This is a genomic window from Pantoea sp. E2023-21, assembly GCF_051302795.1.
Taxonomy (GTDB): domain Bacteria; phylum Pseudomonadota; class Gammaproteobacteria; order Enterobacterales; family Enterobacteriaceae; genus Pantoea; species Pantoea ludwigii_A.
The window spans coordinates 2997758-3018558 of record NZ_CP195344.1 but is presented as its reverse complement, the minus strand read 5'-3'; the positions used below and the strand labels follow the sequence as shown (position 1 = coordinate 3018558).

General features: G+C 55.2%; 20 protein-coding genes and 1 pseudogene. 13 read left to right on the top strand and 8 right to left on the bottom strand.

Going from position 1 to position 20801, the window contains the following annotated elements:
* Positions 1-13: 13 nt before the first annotated feature.
* Positions 14-523 carry a TIGR00645 family protein gene (locus ACRQ84_RS14225; RefSeq protein WP_064741291.1) on the top strand — a complete coding sequence of 170 codons (510 nt, stop codon included), beginning with the start codon at positions 14-16 and terminating at the stop codon, positions 521-523.
* Positions 524-637: 114 nt separating this feature from the next.
* On the opposite strand, the gene ACRQ84_RS14220 is transcribed toward ACRQ84_RS14225, so the two are convergent.
* Complete coding sequence (locus ACRQ84_RS14220) at positions 638-1579, bottom strand: LysR family transcriptional regulator (protein ID WP_483816395.1); 942 nt, start codon at positions 1577-1579, stop codon at positions 638-640.
* Between the two features lie 92 nt (positions 1580-1671).
* Here ACRQ84_RS14220 and ACRQ84_RS14215 point away from each other — a divergent pair, with 92 nt between their 5' ends.
* From ACRQ84_RS14215 to ACRQ84_RS14200, 4 genes are all read left to right on the top strand, one after another.
* Positions 1672-2877: an MFS transporter gene (locus tag ACRQ84_RS14215; RefSeq protein ID WP_483816394.1), complete on the top strand. Its 1206-nt coding sequence runs from the start codon at positions 1672-1674 to the stop codon at positions 2875-2877.
* Between the two features lie 54 nt (positions 2878-2931).
* Positions 2932-4281: a cation:proton antiporter gene (locus ACRQ84_RS14210; RefSeq protein ID WP_064741288.1), complete on the top strand. Its 1350-nt coding sequence runs from the start codon at positions 2932-2934 to the stop codon at positions 4279-4281.
* 26 nt (positions 4282-4307) lie between these two features.
* Positions 4308-4655, top strand: coding sequence for a hypothetical protein (locus tag ACRQ84_RS14205; RefSeq protein ID WP_064741287.1), 348 nt, complete (start codon positions 4308-4310; stop codon positions 4653-4655).
* A 191-nt stretch (positions 4656-4846) separates the two neighbouring features.
* On the top strand, positions 4847-5743 hold the full coding sequence (locus tag ACRQ84_RS14200) for an alpha/beta hydrolase (protein ID WP_483816393.1): 897 nt from the start codon (positions 4847-4849) through the stop codon (positions 5741-5743).
* 113 nt (positions 5744-5856) lie between these two features.
* Here the strand turns inward: ACRQ84_RS14200 and ACRQ84_RS14195 are convergent, their stop codons facing one another.
* Together ACRQ84_RS14195 and ACRQ84_RS14190 are read right to left on the bottom strand one after the other, a co-directional pair.
* On the bottom strand, positions 5857-6774 hold the full coding sequence (locus ACRQ84_RS14195) for a bestrophin family protein (protein ID WP_064741285.1): 918 nt from the start codon (positions 6772-6774) through the stop codon (positions 5857-5859).
* Positions 6775-6922: 148 nt separating this feature from the next.
* Positions 6923-7825 carry a LysR family transcriptional regulator gene (locus ACRQ84_RS14190; protein ID WP_483816392.1) on the bottom strand — a complete coding sequence of 301 codons (903 nt, stop codon included), beginning with the start codon at positions 7823-7825 and terminating at the stop codon, positions 6923-6925.
* Between the two features lie 95 nt (positions 7826-7920).
* On the opposite strand from ACRQ84_RS14190, the gene ACRQ84_RS14185 reads away from it, so the two are divergent.
* Positions 7921-8742: an SDR family oxidoreductase gene (locus ACRQ84_RS14185; protein ID WP_483816391.1), complete on the top strand. Its 822-nt coding sequence runs from the start codon at positions 7921-7923 to the stop codon at positions 8740-8742.
* A 341-nt stretch (positions 8743-9083) separates the two neighbouring features.
* Here ACRQ84_RS14185 and ACRQ84_RS14180 read toward each other — a convergent pair whose 3' ends face one another.
* Positions 9084-10016 carry a nucleoside recognition domain-containing protein gene (locus tag ACRQ84_RS14180; RefSeq protein ID WP_483816390.1) on the bottom strand — a complete coding sequence of 311 codons (933 nt, stop codon included), beginning with the start codon at positions 10014-10016 and terminating at the stop codon, positions 9084-9086.
* A gap of 279 nt (positions 10017-10295) precedes the next feature.
* Here ACRQ84_RS14180 and dinD point away from each other — a divergent pair, with 279 nt between their 5' ends.
* A complete protein-coding gene (gene dinD, locus ACRQ84_RS14175; RefSeq protein ID WP_483816389.1) occupies positions 10296-11153 on the top strand; it encodes a DNA damage-inducible protein D in 858 nt (285 codons plus the stop codon).
* 107 nt (positions 11154-11260) lie between these two features.
* Here the strand turns inward: dinD and gorA are convergent, their stop codons facing one another.
* Complete coding sequence (gene gorA / locus ACRQ84_RS14170; protein WP_064741281.1) at positions 11261-12613, bottom strand: glutathione-disulfide reductase; 1353 nt, start codon at positions 12611-12613, stop codon at positions 11261-11263.
* Between the two features lie 126 nt (positions 12614-12739).
* Here gorA and rnz point away from each other — a divergent pair, with 126 nt between their 5' ends.
* On the top strand, positions 12740-13651 hold the full coding sequence (gene rnz, locus ACRQ84_RS14165; protein WP_483816388.1) for a ribonuclease Z: 912 nt from the start codon (positions 12740-12742) through the stop codon (positions 13649-13651).
* Here the strand turns inward: rnz and ACRQ84_RS14160 are convergent.
* Both ACRQ84_RS14160 and ACRQ84_RS14155 read right to left on the bottom strand, forming a co-directional pair.
* Positions 13648-14461 (bottom strand): annotated as a pseudogene (locus tag ACRQ84_RS14160) (CPBP family intramembrane glutamic endopeptidase). The gene rnz and the pseudogene ACRQ84_RS14160 overlap by 4 nt on opposite strands.
* Positions 14462-14501: 40 nt before the next feature.
* Positions 14502-15344: a 23S rRNA (adenine(2030)-N(6))-methyltransferase RlmJ gene (locus tag ACRQ84_RS14155; RefSeq protein ID WP_064741278.1), complete on the bottom strand. Its 843-nt coding sequence runs from the start codon at positions 15342-15344 to the stop codon at positions 14502-14504.
* 330 nt (positions 15345-15674) lie between these two features.
* On the opposite strand from ACRQ84_RS14155, the gene ACRQ84_RS14150 reads away from it, so the two are divergent.
* The 4 genes from ACRQ84_RS14150 (at position 15675) to rsmJ (ending at position 19560) form a co-directional block, all read left to right on the top strand.
* Positions 15675-16124 carry a hypothetical protein gene (locus ACRQ84_RS14150; RefSeq protein WP_483816387.1) on the top strand — a complete coding sequence of 150 codons (450 nt, stop codon included), beginning with the start codon at positions 15675-15677 and terminating at the stop codon, positions 16122-16124.
* 266 nt (positions 16125-16390) lie between these two features.
* Positions 16391-16588, top strand: a complete 198-nt coding sequence (locus ACRQ84_RS14145) for a hypothetical protein (RefSeq protein ID WP_483816386.1) — start codon at positions 16391-16393, stop codon at positions 16586-16588.
* A gap of 171 nt (positions 16589-16759) precedes the next feature.
* Entirely contained in the window at positions 16760-18802 is a 2043-nt protein-coding gene (gene prlC, locus ACRQ84_RS14140) for an oligopeptidase A (RefSeq protein ID WP_064741275.1), read from the top strand.
* 8 nt (positions 18803-18810) lie between these two features.
* Positions 18811-19560, top strand: coding sequence for a 16S rRNA (guanine(1516)-N(2))-methyltransferase RsmJ (gene rsmJ, locus ACRQ84_RS14135; RefSeq protein WP_064741274.1), 750 nt, complete (start codon positions 18811-18813; stop codon positions 19558-19560).
* Between the two features lie 46 nt (positions 19561-19606).
* On the opposite strand, the gene uspA is transcribed toward rsmJ, so the two are convergent.
* Positions 19607-20044 carry a universal stress protein UspA gene (gene uspA, locus ACRQ84_RS14130; protein WP_007889892.1) on the bottom strand — a complete coding sequence of 146 codons (438 nt, stop codon included), beginning with the start codon at positions 20042-20044 and terminating at the stop codon, positions 19607-19609.
* A 419-nt stretch (positions 20045-20463) separates the two neighbouring features.
* Here uspA and uspB point away from each other — a divergent pair, with 419 nt between their 5' ends.
* The gene (gene uspB / locus ACRQ84_RS14125; RefSeq protein ID WP_008108136.1) at positions 20464-20799 is read left to right on the top strand and encodes a universal stress protein UspB; all 336 of its coding nucleotides are present in this window, start codon (positions 20464-20466) and stop codon (positions 20797-20799) included.
* The last annotated feature ends 2 nt before the right edge of the window (positions 20800-20801 follow it).

The window sequence follows — 20801 nt, the reverse complement described above, 5'->3', positions numbered from 1 at the left end:
TTAATGGGAACTTATGGAACGTTTTATCGAAAACCTGATGTATTCATCGCGCTGGCTGCTGGCTCCGGTTTACATGGGACTTTCGTTGGGCCTGCTGGCGCTGACTATCAAATTCTTCCAGGAAATTTTTCACCTGCTGCCGCATGTCTTCAGCATCGCGGAGAACGATTTGATTCTGCTGCTGCTGTCGCTGGTGGATATGACACTGGTCGGCGGTTTGCTGGTGATGGTGATGCTCTCGGGTTATGAGAACTTTGTTTCCAAGCTGGATATTGATGAGCACAGAGAGAAGCTGAGCTGGCTCGGTAAAATGGACTCCGGCTCGTTGAAAAACAAAGTGGCGGCATCAATTGTGGCGATTTCGTCGATTCACCTGCTGCGCATCTTTATGGACGCCCGCAACATCGAAAACGAAAAGTTAATGTGGTACGTGATTATCCACCTGACGTTTGTGCTGTCGGCTTTTGTGATGGGCTGGCTGGATAATATGTCGAAGGCGGATAAGAGCGCGGCGAAGATGTGATGAATCCAGGTCGCCATAAATGGCGACCCTACAAATCATCCCGTAGGGTCGCCATTTATGGCGACCGAATCAATGAATGCACGAACCATGATGTCGCCATTTATGGCGACCTTTTCATTTCCTCGCTGACGTTGCTGGCTGCGTTCCTGCCAGTTGCGGCATCACTTCCCGTATCATGGCGAAAAACTGGCGTAAGCGCGCCGGATAATAGCTGGCCCACGGATAGGTCAGCCACACCGGCAGCGGCGGCGCTTGCCACTCCGGCATTAACTGAATCAAATCTCCGTTCGCCAAATCCTCCTGCACCACCCATGACGACACCACAGCCGCGCCCATGCCACCCACGGCGGCTTTGCGCACCGCGTACAAGCTATCGCTGGCAAGACGTGGGGCAATCGCCAGATTCACTGGCTGACCATCGCTAATGCGCTGCAAAGCGATTTCGTTACGATAAAAACTGGTCAGCGCCAGCCACGGCAAATTCGTCAGCTGCGAGACCTCTTCGACCGGAGGATGCGACGCCAGCAGCGACGGCGCAGCCACCACAAAGCGCGGCACTTCCGCCAGCAGCACCGCCACGATCGATGCATCGCTGGGAGCACCCACCTGAATCGCGCAGTCAATGTTTTCGCTGATGAAGTCCGGTGTGCGGTCATTCAGCGTCCACTCCACGGTTAAGCGCGGATAGCGATGCAGATAATCAATCAGCGGTTCAATCAGCTGATCCTGACCAAACGCATGCGGCGCCCGCACGCGCAGAGTGCCAATCGGATCGTCGCTGGCGCCGGTCAACTCATCTTCCAGTGCGTGCCAGGTCGCCACCAGCTGACGTGCCTGCGCATAACAGCGCTCGCCATCGTCGGTGAGTTTCAGCGCGTGCGTGGTACGCAGAATCAGTTTGAGACCGAGCCGCTGCTCAAGCGCTTGCAGGCGACGGCTGATGGTGGGCTGCGTGGTGCCAAGCTGGGTTGCTGCGGCAGACAGCGATCCGCTCTCCACGATGCGGATAAACGTCTGCATCAGTTCGATGCGATCAAGGCTGGAAGTGTTGTTCATACGCACCGCGCATAACAGTTCTGTGTTTGAGCAGTCTACCGCGTATGGCGGCGACGCGCTTTAATAAGCGCACTTTCACGGGGGAATCCACAATGTCAGCCATCTCATCTTCAGCCATGCCAGCAGAAAGACTGCCCGCGCCGCTGGTGTTTACACTCGCGGCCGGTGCCGGACTCAGCGTGGCATCGATTTACTACAGCCAGCCGATGCTGGATATCATCAGCAAACAATTTAACGTCGGGATTGGCAGTGTCGGTATGGTGCCGATGCTGACACAAGCCGGTTATGCGCTCGGCATTCTGCTGCTGGCCCCGCTGGGTGACCGCCACGATCGGCGCACCATTATCCTGATTAAAGGCTTGATGCTGGTTGCCGCGCTGCTGCTGTGTGGCTTTTCGGGCGGATTGAACGCCTTGCTGATCGCCAGCTTCGTTACCGGCTTAACCGCCACCGTGGCGCAGGACATCGTACCGGCGTCGGCAGCGTTAGCACCGGAGCGCAGTCGCGGCAAAATCGTCGGCACGGTGATGACAGGATTACTGGTGGGGATTTTACTGTCACGCGTGGTAAGCGGCGTGGTCGCGGAGTATTTCGGCTGGCGCACCATGTACATGATTGCGGCAGTGGCGGTGTTGCTGATAAGCCTGGCGCTGTGGCGCGTGCTGCCGCGCTTTACGCCGGGCACCTCGGTGAGCTATCCACGTCTGCTGCTGTCGCTGGCGCATCTGTGGCAGCACCATCAAACCTTGCGCCGCGCCGCGCTGGCGCAAGGTTTATTGTCAGTGGGCTTTAGCGCCTTCTGGTCAACACTGGCGCTGATGCTCAGCGACAAGTTCCATCTCGACAGCGCCGTTGCCGGTGCATTCGGCCTGGCCGGTGCCGCGGGCGCATTGGCCGCACCGTTAGCCGGCAGCGTGGCGGATCGCATTGGTCCCGCACGTGTCACGCAGTACGGTGCCACGCTGGTGATGGTGTCGTTCGCGTTGATGTTCCTGCTGCCGCTGCTGCCGATGCCGGCTCAGCTTGGTCTGATTATCATCAGCACCATCGGTTTTGATTTGGGTGTGCAGGCCACGCTGGTGGCGCATCAGACGCTGGTCTACAGCCTGGCGCCGGACGCGCGCAGCCGTCTTAACGCCTTGATGTTTACTGTTGTTTTCATCGGCATGGCGACCGGTGCGGCGCTGGGAAGCATGGCGTTAGCGCATTTTGGCTGGACCGGCGTGGTGGCACTTTCGACGGTAGCCGCTGCGCTTGCCCTGATGATTCGTCTGGCGAGCCGTCATCTGAAAAACTAACCGCGTAACATGTGCCAGGCTTAAGGGAAGAATATTATTTAAAAACGGAGCGTTATGAACTTCCTGGCCTGGACCGCTGCGACCGGCGGTCTGCTACTTCTTATGTCACTGGCTTCCGGTTGGATTCACCGCGGGCCAGTGACCTCATTTGGTCTCTACCTGTTTGCGGGCATCTTGTGTGGCCCGTGGATGCTCAATTTGCTGCAAGTCGATATCATCGGTCACGCTAATCTCGCCGCGCATATCACTGAAATCACCATGGCCGCCTCGCTGTTCATTACCGGACTCAAGTTGCGATTGCCGCTTAATGCGCATGCGTGGCGGCTTGGCGTTAGGTTGGCTTTTCCGGCGATGCTGCTGACCGTTGGCAGTATGACGGTGCTGGTGCATTGGATTACCGGCTTTGACTGGGCGCTGTCGCTGGCGTTTGGTGCCATTGTCGCGCCGACCGATCCGGTGCTCGCCAGCCTGATTTCTGTGAATGATGCGCGTGATGACGACGCCCTGCGCGTGGCGCTCTCCAGCGAAGCAGGCATGAACGACGGTTCGGCACTGCCGCTGTTGATGCTGGCGATGTTAATGCTGCAGCCGAATGCGCTGAATATGGCTTCATTCGGTGAATGGTTTGCCAAAGATGCGCTGTGGGCGATTGGCGGCGGACTGGGAATCGGCTTCGCGTTGGGCTGGCTGATTGGTCAACTGGCAACGCATTTACGCACCGCCAATCAGGATGTGGCCCCCAACGATCTGTTTGCTCTGGCCCTGATTGCGCTGAGCTATGCGGCCGCGCAGGCGGTTGATGCTTCCGGCTTCCTTGCCACCTTTGCCGCAGGTGTTGGCTTACGCCGCGCGGAATTGCGCGTGGTGAAGCACTATCCGCAAGATGAGATGTCTGAAGAGGAGCGTTTCTTACCGGCCGAAGCCCGCGTAAATACCGGTCAGCGGATGGCGCAGGGTAGCAGCGGCATGGTGAAATCGGTGGGGTTGGTGATCGGTGATGCGCTCTCCTTTGGTGATACTATCGAGCGTTTGCTGGCGGCGGGCATGATGGTCGTGCTCGGCATTACGCTGGCGCAGCACTGGAATCTCACCGGCATCGGACTGGCGCTGCTACTGTTCGTGGTGGTGCGTCCGCTGGCGGTGTGGATCACCACCTGGCGCTGCGATATTCCGCTGATGCGACGGTTGCTGATTGGCTGGTTAGGTATTCGCGGCATCGGCAGTATCAATTATATTGCCTATGCATGGGTGCACGGCATGCGTGGACCCGAAGCGGAACAGATGGTGGATATGGCGTTAACCTTAGTGGTGTGCAGCATTGTGTTGCACGGCATCACGGTAACACCGTTGTTAAACTGGCGTGCCGCCCGTCAGGCCGCACGCGCGGAACAGAACGAAAACTGATTTATTGGAAATTATTGGAGCCTATTATGAAAGCGTTATTACTCGCCCTCGTTGGGCTGTCTCTCTCGGCCGGAGCGTTGGCTGCCGACGGTGACAATAATCAGGAAGAGAATGTCTATGCCAGCCAGCTGTGTCATCTAGTGAGCAGCGAAAAGAGCACCAGCGATTTGGATGGCTACACCGAAAAGCTGAAGTCACAACTCGCGGCCAGCCAGTCTTCATCGGCGATGCAGCAGCCTGAATTCAACGAAGAAATCGCGCAGGAAGTGATCAGCGCATGGCTGGAGCTGGGCGAGGATGAGCGCGGCAAACTGCGTAAAGATCAGTCGCAGTGCGAGCAAACGGTGATGACGCAGTTCCAGCAACAGGATTAATACCCGTCATACTTGCTGCCACTCGAATTATTTAGGGTATTCGAAAGAACGCGCGCCTTTTCAGGCGCGTTTTTTTATGGCTTTTTTGTACGATTTACGTACATAATCGCCAACGTCGAAATCAGACACGCGTCACATAATGAGATTCAGCTTTTGCAGCTGGCATTTTTTGCATACTGGCACTGGGCAAGATGATTACACGTCGTCACTTTTTGTTGGCTAGCGGAGCAACCGTTCTCTCGATGACCACGGGCAAACTCTTTGCCCGCGATGACGTCATTCCGCTGTGGCCCGACGATCCTCCGGGCGGCGGCGGCCCTTCAGGTTTGCTTAACGTGAACAAATACGGTTCCTGGACCAACATTGTTTCTCCCGCTATTCAGCGTTTCCGTCCGGAGAAGCCCAACGGTGAAGCGGTGATTGTGGCAGCGGGCGGCGGCTATCGCTTTATTGGTATGGGGCGTGAAGCCTGGCCAGTGGCGCGCTGGCTCAATGCCAACGGCTACACCGTGTATGTGCTCAGCTACCGTTTGCCGGGTGAAAAGTGGCAGGCGGGGAATCTGGCACCGCTGCAAGATGCACAACGCGCGATTCGTCTGGTGCGCTCGATGGAGCGCAAAGTGCATGTCCTGGGCTTTTCCGCCGGTGGACATCTGCTCGGCATGGCGGCGGCGCGTCCGGATTTCACATCCTATCCAGCGCAGGATCCGCTTGATCAGATCAGACCCAACGTTGACAGCGTCGGGTTGATTTATCCGGTGATCACCCTGGAAGCGCCTTACCAGCACACCAATACGCATCTGATGATGGTGGGAAAAAATGCCACGCCCACCCAGGAAGCCAACTGGTCGGTGCAAAACTACGTCACGCGGCAATATCCGCCCACCTTCCTCGCGCAGGCCGAAGACGATCGCACCTCGAACCCCCACAATACCGAACTGATGCGGGATACCTGTCGCCGCATGCGCGTGCCGGTTGAGCTGATTGAGCTAAGCAGCGGCGGTCACGGCTTTGGTCTCGGCAAAGCGGGCTCGCCCGCCGCGTTGTGGGATCAGGCGTATGTGCGCTGGCTGGATAATTTGGGTTAAAGCAGGTCGCCATAAATGGCGACCCTACGCCGATTCTGTAGGGTCACCATTTATGGCGACCGTCCCAATGGACGCACCGACCGTGATGACGCCATTCATGGCGACCACGTAAATCACGTCAAATTAAAATGGGCATCCGGCTGCAGCGGTTCCGGCAGCGGCATATCGCCATTCATCGCTTTCAAATTACGTTCAATATTGACGCATAGCGCATCCAGCGGCAGATGATTGGGCGCGGTGCCAAACGGATGCTCCAGCTCTTCCGCCAGCGCTTCCAGCGATAAAAAGGTGTATGAGATAAACATCGACACCAGCGGCGTCATCAGGTGCAAATCCGCCACCAGCGCGAACGGCAGTAGCGTGCAGAACAGATACACGGTGCGATGCAAAATCAGGCTGTAGACGAACGGAATCGGCGTGCTGGCGATACGATCGCAGCCGCCCAGAATGGCCGACAGCTGATTAAGATTTTCATCAATGCTCTGCCAGACAATATCCGACACCAACCCTTCATCGCGGCGCTGCGCCAGCCATTCGCTTAAACACAACAAAATCTGTGACGTCGGCAGCGGATGATTTAGCACCGCGCCATGCCAGTTGGCGGGCAGCAAACGCTGCAAATCGGTCTGCATATCCGTTTTACGCAGGCGATGTTTCAGGCACAGGCTAAACGCCAGTAGCAAGCCGGTAAATTCCCGCACCTGCTCTTCACTCACGCCACGAATGCTTTTGATTTGTCGCAGCAGCGAGCGCAGGGTGATGTGCAGGTTGCCCCACAACGTGCGGGCTTCAAGAAAGCGCGCATAGCTGGCGTTGTTGCGAAAGCCGAGGAAGATGGCGATCGACACACCCACCAGGCTAAAGGGTGCGGTAGTGAGGTGAATGCCGAATGTGGAGTACCACGGATAGCCAAAGATGGCGATCAGCGACATTAACAGGTTGAGGGACAGGCGGAACACGATGTTGCTGAGCACCGATCCATGCCAGTCAAACAGCCGGAGAAACCAGTGTTGATGAGGACGTACAATCATTTTGCGATGGTGTTATTGATGAGGTTTTGTGGCGACAGGTTACGCTGGTAAGGACGGCAGAATCAACGCCGCTTCTGCCGTGTCAGCAGGAAAATACCGGCGTTGATTTATACCACGGTGCATAAAGCCCCGCAGCGCACGGCCTGAATCACGCTGGGCGCGGCAGGCTGACTTTCAGCGCATCAATAAACAGCCGCAGCGCCATCGACTGATGTCGGTTGGGCGGGAACCATAACGCAATCCCCGCCGATTGCACCCGCCAATCGGCCAGCAGTTCCACCAGCTGGCCGCTGCGCATTTCCTTCTCCACATACAGCGACGGCACATACGCAATACCCAGACCGGCGCGAGCGGCTTGCGCCATCAGCGCGTTGCTATCTAAAGTCAGCGAGCCTGGCACATCAATCTCATGCTTTTCTCCCGCCTGCGCATATTCCCACTGATACCGTTTACCGCTCGGCAAACGCTGGCGAATGCACTGCTGCTGCAAAAGATCGTGTGGATGAGAAATTGGCGTGCTTCTTGCCAGATAAGCGGGCGCGGCTACGGTCACAAATGTCAGCGGACCGCCGAGCGGAACCGCCACCATATCCTGCGGCACATCCTCAATCAGCCGAATACCGGCATCGAAACCGGCGGCGATGATGTCCACTAACGTGCCTTGCGCGGCGAAATCGAGCTGGATGTCGGGATAGCGCGCGCTGAAATCCGCCACCACTTTTTCCAGCAGCAAGCCGATCGAAGCATCGCTGGCGCTGATACGCAGCGTGCCGTAATGCTGATGGCGACTGGCGGAGATGTCGTGCAGCACATCATCCATCTGATTCAGCAGCGGCGAGAGCCGATCCAGCAGTTGCTGTCCGGCATCGGTGAGCGACACGCTGCGCGTAGTACGTTGAAACAGTTGCACGCCAAGATTGTGCTCTAGCGTTTTCACCAGGTGGCTGAGCGATGAGCGCTTCAAGCCGAGCATTTCGGCGGCACGGCGAAAGCTGCGCTGCTCGCTCAAGGCTTTGATAGCCTGCAGTTCGTGCCAGGAAGGCCTTCTCATTGGTGGTTTTTCCTCACCGGGTCATGCGCGATTAAGTGGATTATCGCCACCAGTAAAGCGTTCTACTATCAGGTTTTCAAGAAGAGGATCACAACATGAAAACCTGGTTAATTACCGGCGCCAGCAGCGGGCTGGGTCGTTTGATGAGTGAACGTTTACTGGCGCGCGGCGATCGCGTGCTGGCCTGCGTGCGGCGTGAACAGGCGATGGCCGATCTGCAGCAAACCTATGGCGAACAGCTGCGGGTTATCGCTTTGGATTTGGCGCAAACGGCCAGCATCGCGCCCACGATGCAGCGGGCCTTTGCTGCTGTCGATCGTATCGATGTGGTGGTAAGCAATGCGGCTTATGGTCTGTTCGGCGCGGCGGAAGAGTTGAGCGATGCGCAGATCGACCGCCAGATCGCCACCAATCTCACCGGTTCCATCCAGCTGATTCGCGCGGTGATTCCTTTCTTGCGCCAACAGGGCGGTGGACGCATCGCGCAGATCTCTTCAGAAGGCGGGCAGGTGGCCTATCCCAATTTCAGCCTGTATCACGCCAGCAAATGGGGGATTGAAGGGTTTGTCGAAGCGGTGCGCCAGGAAGTGGCGAGCTTCGGCATTAATTTTCTGCTGGTAGAACCCGGCCCAACGGCGACCAACTTCGGAGCAGGATTGGATGTGGCAACGGCGCTCGATGTCTACCGTGATAACGCGTCCGGGCAGTTGCGACGCGCGATTTTATCCGGCGATTTCACCATCGCCGGTGACGCCGGTAAATGCGTGACGGCGATGATTGCGACACTCGATCAAGCCCGCATGCCGCTGCGACTGGCGCTCGGGAGTACGGCGTATCAGAACATTGAAACGGCGCTGGAAAGCCGTCTGGCGGAGCTGCGCGGGCAGCGTGACGTGGCATTTGGCGCGGACGTGTAATCGCTTAGGATGTTAGACGGAATCTGCAGATAGCTGCTCAAACTCAGCCATCATGCATTTTGCCCGTTGCGCATGAATGCGCATCCTACTCTGACAGGTGTCGCCATGAATGGCGCACACATTGTAGCGGCGCAATTCATTGCGCGATAAATCGCGCCGCTATGGAAGGTGCGGTGATTTGATACGGCGCATGAATGCGCATCCTACTCTGACAGGTGGAGTGTCGCCATGAATGGCGCACACATTGTAGCGGCGCAATTCATTGCGCGATAAATCGCGCCGCTATGGAAGGTGTGGTGATTTGATACGGCGCTGAAGAGGATATTCAGCGCCATGACACGTCAGAATAGTATTGCGTGTACTGTCGCGCGCAGCGCGATACCGAGCAGAATGCCAGGCACGGCGAAGCGGAACAGGCGCGGGAATCGGCTCGACAGACCAAGGTAAATACCGATGCCGGGCAGGTCGAAGGTCTGAATCAGTAAACCCGCCGAGGCGTTAATGTTATGCGCGCTGTACAAGCCTTTCTCCACCAATCCCGCCACCACGCCGTAATAAGCAGTGCCGCCGGCCAGACATTTGGTTAGCGCCGGCAGGATATAGACTTCGGCAATATTCAGCTTATCCAGCAGTGGTGACACCAGACGCGTCAGTATTTCAATGCCGCCCGCTTCTTTTAGAATACCCACCACCGACAACGAAATAATCAACATTGGCAGCGAACCCAGCGCCAGCCGAATCGCATCGGAGCCGGCGCTATTAATGATGCCAATCAGGCCCATTTTATTTTCATTGGTGGTCACAGCGTCATCTTCATTAAGCAGCGCGGCATCGGAAAGGTTGCGGCCAAACAGGTGATACGTCGCCGCTGCCGCTAACACACCGCCAAAAACCGAAATAATCAGTGCTGTGCTCCAGTGTAATCCCGCCGGAATCAGTGGATAAAAGGTGCTGGCCTGGCCCATGGCAAATAACATCGCCAACGTGGCGGCCATATGACGATCAGAGGTGCCGCGCTTTTCCATGATTGCCAACGCCGCCAGCGGTGCCGCAAAGCTGACGAAATTAAGCTGAATCATGGCAAAAAAGGCCAGCCCGGTAATGCCAAAGGGTTTTAATAACGGCGTGGCATGACGGACGACAAAATCTAACAGCCCTTTAACTTCCAGATATTTCATGATGAATAACATCACGACCATAATCGGAATCAACGTGTAGAGCGCTACGTCCACCGAGGCTTTGCCGGCGGACATAATGATGTTGATGATATTCATGAGTGATTAACACCTGAATTCACACCGTTCTCCCCGAAAAATATATCAATTGGCAATGCCATTAAGTTTGCGGTGCGCATGAATGCGCACCCTACAAAAACGTTGTACTGTCGCCATTAATGGCGACCGAATACTCAGCGCCCCCAAAGAAATAAATCTTATCCTGTGCATAGAATATTGAGTAGTGAATAAACAAGACAGAACTGCTACCGATCTAAACTTAGGCTGTGCAGTTTGATCCGCTGAGTGAGATGCGGACATGAGTTAAAGGGGGAACCGATGGAAAACAGTCACATTCAGATGCTAACCAATGCTTTTGAAGGTTGCTCTCAGCAAACGGATAATGGCGTGGAGTTCTGGCAGGGTCGAAACTTGCAACATCTGCTGGGATATAGCAAATGGGATAACTTTCAAAGCGTTATTTTGAAAGCCAAAACGGCTTGCGAGATTTCGGGTCATGAGGTGCTGGATCATTTTGCCGACGTCGGGAAAATGATCGAACTTGGCAAAGGGGGGCAGCGCGAGATTGATGATGTCATGCTTACGCGTTACGCATGTTATCTGATTGCTCAAAACGGCGATCCCAGAAAGCAGGAGATTGCATTCGCCCAGACTTACTTCGCCATGCAGACCCGTAAAGCGGAACTGATAGAACTTAGGCTGTTGGAAACTGAGCGAGTCCAGGCGAGGAAAAAGCTCAGCGGAACAGAAAAAGAACTTTCGAATGTTATTTACGAACAAACGGGTGGGAGCCAGAATTTTGCCCTGATCCGAAGTAAAGGCGATTTAGCACTGTTCAACCGAAGCACACAAGCTATGAAAGCGCAGTGGAATGTGCCAGAAAGTCGCCCTTTAGCTGATTTCGCGCCAACCATTATTTTAAAGGCTAAGGATTTCGCAACAGAAATTACTATTCATAACGCCAGAACGCTACAGATGCAAAGTGAGCAGCAAATATCGGGTGAGCACGTTAATAACAACGAAGCGGTAAGAGAAACATTACTTAATCGCGGCATTAAACCAGAAAGCTTACCGGCTGCTGAAGATGTCAAAAAAGTTGAGCGTAGGTTGGCTTCTGCTGAAAAGAAATCACTGATTAAACCCGATAAGCTTGAGAAAGAGAGTGAAGACGATTAAGACTGAATCTTGAAAATGCATCGGATTAAAATTTAATAAACCATCAGGATGTTTCATTATCCTGATGGTTTATTAGACATAACTACCTGACTTAAATAAATCGAATATTAACGCATCGTCACAAACTCTTCTGCCGCCGTTGGGTGAATTGCCACGGTATTATCGAAGTCTTTTTTGGTGGCGCCCATTTTTAGCGCCACCGCGAAGCCTTGCAGCATTTCATCCATACCGTTGCCGATACCGTGGATGCCGACAATCTTCTCATCCGAACCGACGCACACCAGCTTCATGCGGCACGGCTGGCGATGCTGGGTGACGGCGGTATACATCGCGGTGAAAGAAGATGTGTACACTTTGACCTGATCGTCGCCGTACTGCTCGCGCGCCTGCGGTTCGCTCAGGCCAACGGTGCCAATCGGCGGATGACTAAACACCACGGTCGGTACGTTGCTGAAATCCAGATGCTCGTCTGGTTTGTTGTTAAACAGACGCTCGGAGAGACGACGACCTGCGGCAACCGCCACCGGCGTCAGCTCAACCGCGCCAGTGTTATCGCCTACCGCATAAATGCCTTTCACATTGGTGTTCTGGAACTTATCGACGTTGATGTAGCCTTTGTCGTTCAGCGCGACACCGGTTGCCGCCAGATTGAGGTTATCGGTCGCTGGCTCACGGCCAATCGCCCACACCAGGCAATCCACGGTTTGCTCGTGGCCGCTTTCCAGTTGCAGCGTGAGGCTACCGTCGGCATTTTTGATCACGGCCTTCGGCGTCGACTCAGTATGTAGCGTTGGACCTTCCGCCTGCATCACTTCTACCAGCGTATCGACGATCAGCGGATCGAAGCTGCGCAGCGGCGCATGTTTACGCACGAACAGGTGCGTTTCTGCGCCCAGCGCATTCACCACGCCCGCCAGTTCTACTGCGATATAACCCGCGCCCACGACCGCCACACGTTTTGGTAGCGCATCGAGCTCGAAGAAACCGTCAGAGTCGATACCGTATTCCGCGCCCGGCACCTGTGGATGGCTTGGGCGTCCGCCCGTGGCGATCAGGATATGATCGGCGGTGAGGGTTTCACCGTTAACTTCAACGGTGTTGGCATCAATAAAGCGCGCGAAACCTTTGATCACTTCAACCTTGTTTTTACCCAGCACGTTATCGTAAGAGCTGTGAATACGGTCGATGTAGGCGCTACGGTTTTTCACCAGAATTGACCAGTCAAAACGGTTTACCGTCGTGTCGAAGCCATAATCTGGTCCATAAAGATGAATGGCTTCAGCGATTTGCGCCGCATGCCACATCACTTTCTTTGGTACGCAGCCGACGTTGACGCAGGTGCCGCCCAGCTCTTTGGCTTCAATCAGCGCGCACTTCTGGCCGTGCATCGCGGCACGGTTAATTGAGGCGATACCGCCGCTGCCGCCGCCGATGGCGAGGTAGTCAAAATGTCTGGTCATCCGTTATGTCCATCTGTTGGAAGAAAATTGGCATAGAGTTTAACGCTACGATAGCGAGACGCGCAAAGTTTGCGCCTATGTTTATGATAGGGTCAAATTCAGGTTCCGCTTACAGGGAAGAATATTATGCAACTGACATTTCTCGGCACCGGCGGCGGTGCGCCCAGCTTGCAACGTAACGTCACTGCGATAGCGCTAACGCTGTCGAAACGGGGCGATACCTGGCTGTTTGACTGCGGTGAGGCGACGCAGCATCAATACATGCGCTCCGCGCTGAAGCCGGGCAAGCTGGAAAAAATCTTCATCACTCATCTGCACGGTGACCATATTTTTGGGCTGCCCGGATTGCTCACCAGTCGATCGATGGCGGGCATTCCCGAACCAATGACAGTTTACGGCCCAAAAGGCATTCGGCAGTTTATTGAGACGGCGCTCAGTTTAAGTGGCTCGTACACCTCTTATCCGCTGGAGATTGTCGAGATCGAAGCCGGTTTGGTGCTGGATGACGGCGAAGTGCGTGTGACGGCCTGGCCAATGAATCATGTGATTGAGTGCTACGGCTATCGCATTGAGCAGCACGATAAACCGGGCTTCCTTGATGCGCCGCGCCTCAAAGCCGCAGGCGTACCGCGCGGGCCGTGGTATCAGGATTTAAAAGCGGGCAAGCGCATCCAGTTGGAAGACGGCCGTGAGATTAACGGCGCGGATTATCTTGGTCCGGCAACTAAAGGCAAGGTGCTGGCGATTTTTGGCGATACCGCGCCAACCGAGGTGGCGCTGCAACTGGCTGCTAATGCCGATGTGATGGTGCACGAAACTACGCTGGAAGCGGCGCTGCAGGAGAAAGCCAATGGGCGCGGCCATTCAACCACGCTTCAGGCCGCCGAAGTGGCCAAACAGTCGGGTGCGAAGCGCATGATTGCCACGCATTTCAGCTCGCGCTATTTATCAAAGGATCGGGAGAGACTGCTGGCGGAGTGCCAGTCGGTGTTTGCGGCGACCGAGCTGGCACATGATTTTGCGGTGTTCGAGGTTTAATGCTGTAACGCCGGATAGGTGAAAAACAGCAGATGCGTCATGTTGAACAGGAAATGGAAGCCGGTGGCGACCCACAGGCGTCCGCTCCACTGCCACGCCAGGCCGTAAATCAATCCGGCCAGGGTCGCGAAGATCATCAGCAACGGTCCGCCGGGGAAGTGCGCCAGGCCGAACAGCAGCGACGTCAGCAACAATGCCGCGACGGCACCGATGTGTTGGCGCAGACGCTGTTGCAGATATCCACGAAAGAATGCCTCTTCCGCCAGTGACACGAAGAACAGGTTTGCCAGCATAAAACTGCCCAACCATTCCGGCCAATGGGGTTCAACGGCCAGGCCACCCAACTGCACCGCGACATAGAGCAGCAGCGGAATTGCCGCCAGCAGCGCCAGCCATAAGATTTTGTAACGCGGCGGCGCGGATGGGGTGCGGAACAGCTGCGGCAAGCAGATGAGCAACACAAACGGAATCAGCGCTTTATCGAAATTGTACGAGAAGCTAAAGGGCAGGCTGAGCGGTCCGGCTTGCACATCTTCCACCTGGCGCGGATTTTTGAAACCAGGAAAAAAATGCACAAACAGGCCAATAGCGATGGCGACGAGTGCGGCTTCACTCACCCGCTGGATCCAGCGCGCGTTATTTTCCACGCGAATCCAGGTGATGATGGCAATCGCGCCGAGCAGCACCATTGCCGGCCAATCCAGCACATCCTGGAACAGCCCAAGAATAGTGGCCAGCGTGAGCAGCAGTACCGAAAAAACGTTTGGCAGGCGACAGTGCAGCGAGCGCGCCAGCCAGAATGATCCACATGATAATTGTCCTATTGGGCTGGCGGCGCGTTAAGGCGAGCTTACTCGGGAACGATCTGCGTGACGCTAAAGTGGCCGGTTCCTGCTGGCACCAGCTTCTGATGCAGCCACGGCAGCAGCTCTTCCATCTGCGCTTTCAGCTTCCACGGCGGGTTAATCACGATCATGCCGGAGGCCGTCATGCCGCGCTGATCGCTGTCCGGGCGCACCGCCAGCTCAATTTGCAGAATGTTACGGATGTTGGTGGCCTGCAGATCTTTAACCATGTGTTTAATCTGCTGACGCATCACCACCGGATACCACAGCGCAAAAACGCCGGTGGCGAAACGTTTGTGACCTTCCTGAATGCCTTTCACCACATCCTGATAATCGCTTTTCATCTCATACGGGGGATCGATCAGAATCAGACCGCGACGGCTCAGCGGCGGCAGCTTGGCTTTCAGCTGCTGATAGCCATCACCCCGCGCCACGCGCGCGCGGGCATCTTTACTGAACTCGGTGCGCAGCAGCGGATAATCGCTGGAGTGCAGTTCGGTCAGCTCCATTTTGTCCTCTTCACGCAGCAGGAAGCGGGCAATCAACGGCGAACCGGGATAATACTTCAACGTGCCGTGCGGATTGAGATTACGCACCGCCGAGAGATACGGCTTGAGCAACTCCGGCACATCCGGCTGCTGCCAGATGCGGCCGATGCCTTCCAGATATTCACCGGTACGCTCGGCGTGCTCTCCGCTCAGCAGGTAACGTCCGGCACCGGCGTGGGTATCCAGATAGAGGAAAGGTTTTTCCTTCTCCATCAGGGCGGTGAGGATCAGGCTTTCAACGGTGTGTTTCAGCACGTCGGCATGGTTGCCGGCATGAAAACTGTGGCGATAACTCAGCATAAAAAAGAGGGGTCCGCGGTTGGATCAAAGGGAGTTAAAACATCGTGTGTGGCGCGATTATAGCCGCGCTGCATAAAAATTGCTGACGTTTCGTTGGTGACTTAAGTTTTCCGTTATAGGGCCGCTTTAGCAGGGTGCGACAGGTTTCGGCAGGGAAAATTCGACGATGTATTCAAGCGACGCTCGAAATTTTACTAAGGATTAAGTAAGTTAATTCGCGAGAACGAAGCGGTCGCGAGCGAAATGCCAGGCGTTTTTGGCAGGAAACTTTCCGGTTAAGGCCGTATAATTTTGGGCTGAAAATATCTCTTATAACTCCTGGTGAAAATAATGAATAAAATAACTGGTGTCGCGGTGGCAAGCTTATTGGTACTGACCGGCTGCGCGAAACAACAACCCGTTCATAGCTTAGTCACGCCGCCAACTGCGGAAGAACAATCCGCTGCACATAATGTGTCAGAGCAGCAAGGTACGCCATTTGTGGCTTCCGCGCCGGCTCAGCCAGCGGAGGCTTCCCTGAGTGACGACCGTACCAGCAATATCCAGCAGTGCCGCAAAGAGCTCGATGCGATGCGTCTTTACAGCCAGGCGTCTTATGATAGCTATCAAGCCGAATTCCAGAAAATCGGCGCGCAGACCAACAAATACCTGCAAATTAAAGATTCAATTGGCGCGGATATTAACGATTTAGTGATGCCGCGCTATCAGTTCCAGATTCGTGAATTGTGCTTCCGCATTAAGACTCGTCTGTCGCAGCTTATTATTCGTCAGGCCGGTTAATTCAGGTATTTATTACAAAACTTGCGATGTAACAGCGCGAATTTTCGCGCTGTGGAAGGGCTTCATCTCTATTTAACGAATAGGGATGAAGCCTTTTGTATTCTTATCGACTAACGCGAGGTTGTGATGACATTGCGTCATCTGACACAGATGCTTTTAATTACTGTGGCGCTATTCCCTGCACTGGCATCGGCTACATCCGACGATGCGATGTTACAGACTTTTGGTGATGCGGTTCGCTCACTGCCTCCCGCGCCGACGCCAAAGTGATTAACGATTTTACGGATGACAACGTGCAGTTTGAGGACAGTTTGCCGCCGCTGCTGCATGACGGCATGTCGCTCACCGGGAAAGGGGGCGCCGTGGAAGGCTGGGCGCTGGCGAAAGATAGCTTCGAACGCGAACCGCTACCGCAGTGGGTGGCGCCCTACGATGTGATTCACTATCAACTGGCAATTAAATAATCTTTAGCCCGGTGCGCATGAATGCGCTCCTTACAAAATCCTCTTCCTTCACCCCAGCCTGGCAATCATTCCCTCAGGTGGCATTGATTTTCATGCTATCAAGCCGCATGTTAGTAAAATTGCGTCGCGCGAGAGTTCGCGCCCCAACTTCATCATGAAAGGACTGCGCTTATGACCAATCCGTTACTCACGCCTTTTTCGCTTCCCCCGTTTTCTGCCATCAAACCTGAACATGTGGTTCCTGCGGTTACCGAGGCGCTGAACGACTGCCGCGCAGCGGTGGAACGCGTTGTGGCGCAAGGCGCGCCTTATACCTGGGAAAACCTGGTGCAGCCGCTGGCTGAAGTTGACGATCGTTTAGGTCGGTTGTTCTCGCCGGTTAGCCATCTTAACTCGGTAAAAAACAGCCCGGAACTCCGTGAAGCTTACGAGCAAACGTTGCCGCTGCTGTCCGAATACAGCACCTGGGTTGGCCAGCATGAAGGTTTGTATCAGGCGTATCGTAACCTGAAAGAGGGCGATAGCTACGCGGCACTGGATACGGCGCAGAAGAAAGCGGTCGATAACAGCCTGCGTGATTTCGAGCTGTCCGGTATCGGCCTGGATAAAGAAAAACAGAAGCGTTATGGCGAAATCGCTGCACGCTTATCTGAACTGGGTTCCACTTACAGCAATAACGTGCTCGACGCTACCATGGGCTGGAGCAAGCTGGTGACCGATGAAGCCGAGTTGGCGGGCATGCCGGAAAGCGCACTGGCCGCCGCGAAAGCGCAGGCCGAAGCGAAAGAGCAACAAGGCTGGCTGCTGACGCTGGATATCCCGAGCTATCTGCCGGTGATGACCTACTGTGACAACGCCGCACTGCGTGAAGAGCTGTACCGTGCTTATTCGACGCGTGCGTCTGAGCAGGGACCGAATGCCGGCAAATGGGATAACGGCCCGATTATGGCGGAAGAGTTGGCGCTGCGTCATGAACTGGCTCAACTGCTGGGCTTCGACTCCTACGCCGACAAATCGCTGGCCACCAAAATGGCGGAAAGCCCATCTCAGGTGATCGAGTTCCTGACCGATCTGGCTAAACGCGCCCGTCCGCAGGGTGAAAAAGAGCTGGCTCAGCTGCGCGCCTTCGCCAAAAAAGAGCATGGCGTCGACGAGATGAATCCGTGGGATCTCACGTATTACGGCGAGAAACAGAAACAGCATCTCTACACCATCAGCGATGAGCAGTTGCGTCCGTACTTCCCGGAAGCGCGCGCGGTAAGCGGCTTGTTCGAGGTGGTGAAACGCATTTACGGCATCACCGCGAAAGAGCGTAAAGACGTGGATGTGTATCATCCTGATGTGCGCTTCTTCGATCTGTTCGACGAAAGCGGCGAACTGCGTGGCAGCTTCTATCTTGACCTCTATGCCCGCGAGCATAAGCGTGGCGGCGCGTGGATGGACGATTGTGTCGGTCAGATGCGCAAAGCTGACGGCAGCCTGCAGAAGCCGGTGGCGTATCTCACCTGTAACTTTAACCGTCCGCTGCAGGGCAAACCGGCGCTGTTCACGCACGATGAAGTGATCACGCTGTTCCACGAATTTGGTCACGGTCTGCATCATATGCTGACGCGCATTGAAACGCCGGGCGTGTCCGGTATCAGCGGTGTGCCGTGGGATGCCGTTGAGCTGCCAAGCCAGTTTATGGAAAACTGGTGCTGGGAGCCGGAAGCGCTGGCGTTTATCTCCGGCCATTACGAAACCGGCGAACCGCTGCCGAAGGAACTGCTGGATAAAATGCTGGCGGCGAAGAACTATCAGGCTGCGCTCTTTATCCTGCGCCAGCTGGAATTCGGCCTGTTCGATTTCCGTCTGCACACCGAGTTCGATCCGGCACAAGGCGCACGCATCCTTGAAACCCTACGTGAAGTGAAGAAGCAGGTTGCCGTAGTGCCAAGCCCGGAATGGGGCCGCTTCCCGCACGCATTCAGCCATGTCTTTGCCGGCGGTTATGCGGCAGGTTACTACAGCTATCTGTGGGCCGACGTGCTGGCTGCCGATGCCTATTCTCGCTTCGAAGAAGAGGGCATTTTTAACCGTCAAACGGGCCAGTCGTTCCTCGACAACATCCTGACGCGCGGTGGCTCCGAAGAACCCATGGAGCTGTTCAAACGCTTCCGTGGCCGCGAGCCGCAGCTTGATGCGATGCTGGAACACTACGGAATTCAGGGATAAGCCGGCTTGTGAAAATTGGTTTAATCGATGAAACAGGCGCCGGAGACGGCGCCTTATTACATTTGGCCGAGCGCTGGGGTTTGCAGCAGGACGACCAGGCGATAATGGCGCTGGTGTTAACCGCTGAACACCTTGAGCTGCGTAAGCGGGATGAGCCGAAACTCGGCGGCATCTTTGTGGATTTCGTTTCGGGCGCGATGGCACATCGGCGTAAGTTTGGCGGTGGTCGCGGCGAAGCGGTGGCGAAAGCGGTGGGCATCAAAAGTGGTTATCTGCCAGACGTGATCGATGCGACGGCCGGTTTAGGGCGCGATGCCTTTGTGTTGGCGGCGCTGGGCTGTCGCGTGCGTATGCTGGAGCGCCATCCGGTGGTGGCGGCCTTGCTGGACGATGGGTTGCGTCGTGGCTATCAGGATGCGGAAATTGGCGGCTGGCTGCGCGATCGTCTTACATTGCTGCACGCCGTCAGCCAGCAAGCCCTGAGCGATATCACGCCCGCGCCGGATGTGGTCTATCTCGATCCGATGTATCCACATCGGCAGAAGAGCGCAATGGTAAAGAAAGAGATGCGGGTGTTTCAGTCGCTGGTAGGTGCAGATGACGATGCCGATGCGCTGCTGGAACCGGCGCGCCGCCTGGCGAAGAAACGCATTGTCGTGAAGCGTCCCGATTATGCGCCGCCGTTAGCCGGCGTGGTGACGCAGGATGCGGTGGTGACTAAAAGCCATCGTTTTGATATTTATCCGCCGCTGGTGTAAATCGTGCGGTATTGAAAAAGGTCGGCATGAATGCCGACCCTACGGTTTATTCTTCGTCTTCATCGCGCAGCGGCACAATCAACATGTCGATATGCACGGTGTTAATCAACTGGCGCGCCGATGACATCAGCTTGCTCCAGAAGTCCTGATGGTGACCACACACCACCAAGTCCACATCATATTTCTTAATCGCATCCACCAGCACCTGGCCAAGATCGCCGCTGCCGCTCAGGGTTTCACTGATCGGATAACCGGCATTGATAGAAAGTTCTTTCAGCGCGGTGTGCGTCTCTTCAGAAATACGCTTTTGCATGTCACCCAGATTGACGTCAATCAACCCGGTGTAGAGATCGGAATAGTTTACATCAACGTGGATCAGCGAGATTTTCGCATCGTAAGGACGGGCCAGGGAAACGGCTTTATCAACCAACAACTGGCTTTCCGGGGAAAGGTCTACTGCAATCAGGATGTGTTTATAAGCCATGATAAAACTCCTTTCTCAAGATTCGGGGAAATCTTCCTGCTTTCACGGTAGGCGATTCCTTTGCGCGAGACGGCCATGAAGCGCCACCAACCAACTATTTCAGCCTTGCAGGCGATTTTTGTTATGCCCTGAGTATAGCCCAGAGTGGTTAACAAATGCTGCAAGCGAAAGTTCGCTTGTGAGTAAGATCAAGCGTTATCGGCTTTTTCACTCGCCCTGAACGAAAATCATCGCTGGAAAAAAATTGAACAGATCTCCTACACTGAAATTAAGTGCCACTGCCGTATGCGTTGTGCACTCAGGTTCGCATAACAACAATGCAATCGAAATCATTCAGTGGCTGGTTTATTTCCCGTGCGGCGTCTACAGCAATTCCCCGCTGCGTTCGACGTCGTTACGGCTCCAGCCGGGAGGGGAACATGATCAGCACTATCGCGCTTTTTTGGGCTCTGTGTGTGGTTTGTCTGGTGAATATGGCGCGCTACTTCTCTTCTTTGCGCTCACTATTGGCCGTTTTGCGCGGTTGCGATCCGCTGTTATATCAATATGTGGATGGCGCAGGTTTCTTCACCTCTCATGGTCAGCCGAGCAAACAGGTGCGGCTGGTGCGTTATATCTGGGAGAAGCGCTATCACGATCATCATGACGACGAATTCATTCGCCGCTGTGAGCGCGTGCGCGGGCAGTTTGTGCTGACCAGCGGGCTCTGCTTCCTGGTGGTGGTCAGCCTGATTGCGATGGCGATCTGGCAATAAGT